Annotated in this window: 1 protein-coding gene; it reads left to right on the forward strand. The window is 63.2% G+C overall.

What is annotated here, in order from left to right; translation table 11 throughout:
• Nucleotides 1–119: 119 nt before the first annotated feature.
• Complete coding sequence (locus tag NKJ94_RS37320) at nucleotides 120–1,148, forward strand: IS110 family RNA-guided transposase (protein ID WP_352532767.1); 1,029 nt, start codon at nucleotides 120–122, stop codon at nucleotides 1,146–1,148.
• Nucleotides 1,149–1,433: the final 285 nt, after the last annotated feature.

Consider the following 1,433-nt stretch of genomic DNA (forward strand, 5'->3'; position numbering starts at 1 on the left):
CTTTTTCAACAGATGGGGTGATTGGGGTCTCGCCCGAGCCAAAGTGCGGGCGGCTGCTCCTGTATGGATGTTAGAACGTGGTCGCCTTGGAGCGCCACAAACATCGGGAAGGAGCAGCCGTGAAGTATTTTGCTGGATTAGACGTATCTTTGGAAGAGACCGCGATTTGCGTCGTCGATGAGAGCAGTCAGATCGTGAAGGAAACACGAGCGGCGAGCGAACCACAGGCCTTGTCCGATGCGTTGCGGAAGCTCGATCTGCCGCTGGAGCGCATCGGGCTTGAAGCGTGCTCGCTGACGGCCTGGCTTCACGATGGATTGTGCGCCGAAGGTCTGCCTGCGATCTGCATCGAGACGCGCCAAGCCAATGCGGCCATGAAGACGATGCCGAACAAGACCGATCGCAACGACGCCCGCGCGCTTGCGCAGATCATGCGCACGGGCTGGTATCGGCAGGTGCATGTCAAGAGCCGGCAATGCCGGCTGTGGCGTGCGCTGCTGGTTGCCCGCCGGACGGTGCTGAACGAGATGCGCAGCATCGAGAATGTCGTGCGCGCCATGCTGCGAGAGGCCGGCGTCAAGCTCGGTACGCCGTCGCGCACCGCCTTTGCTGATCGCGTGCGCGAACTGGCCAGTGCCGAGGTGATGGCGATGGTCGAGCCGCTGCTTACGATCCTCGGCACCATGCTCAAGGAGTTCGCCCGGCTGACCAAGAAGGTTCTCGACATCGTCCGCAAGGAGGAGGTCTGCCGGCGGCTGATGAGCGCGCCAGGCGTTGGTCCGATTACGGCGCTCGCCTTCCGCGCCACGATCGACCGGCCGGAGCGGTTCGGCTCCTCGCGGGCGGTGGGAGCGCATCTGGGGCTGACGCCAGCGCGATACCAATCCGGTGAGACCGACATCCAGGGCAAGGTCAGCCGCTGTGGCGACGAGCTCGCCCGCACAGCACTCTACGAGGCAGCCCATTCACTGCTTGTGCGTTCCAAAAAGTGGTCGAGCTTGCGCGCCTGGGGCATGAACATCGCCAGACGCCGCGGCATGGCGCGGGCGCGGGTGGCGGTGGCCCGCAAGCTGGCCGTCATCCTGCACCGCATGTGGGCCGACGCAACCGAATTCCGCTTTGGAAAGGAAGCCGCCGGATCGGCATGAAATAGCGCAAGGAACAAAAACGAACACAGACAGTGGTTCGCCCGCGAGGGTGATCTGGATCGTTCCCGTGGGGACGATGGGCAAGGCGATCTCGTTAGCAGGCACGATCCTGGGCGAAGTCTCCCAAGGTCGTTCAACAGATTGAGACGCCTCGCTCTCCTGACCCCATCATGCGGCGGCTCCGCGCCGACCGCGAAGAGAAGCGAGTGACCCGCGGGGCGACATGGTCCGGAAAAAAGACAGGAAACGCTTGACCTCACCGACCCCAATCAGAGAAGCCTGCTA

This window comes from Mesorhizobium sp. M0060 (assembly GCF_040323155.1).
Taxonomy (GTDB): domain Bacteria; phylum Pseudomonadota; class Alphaproteobacteria; order Rhizobiales; family Rhizobiaceae; genus Mesorhizobium.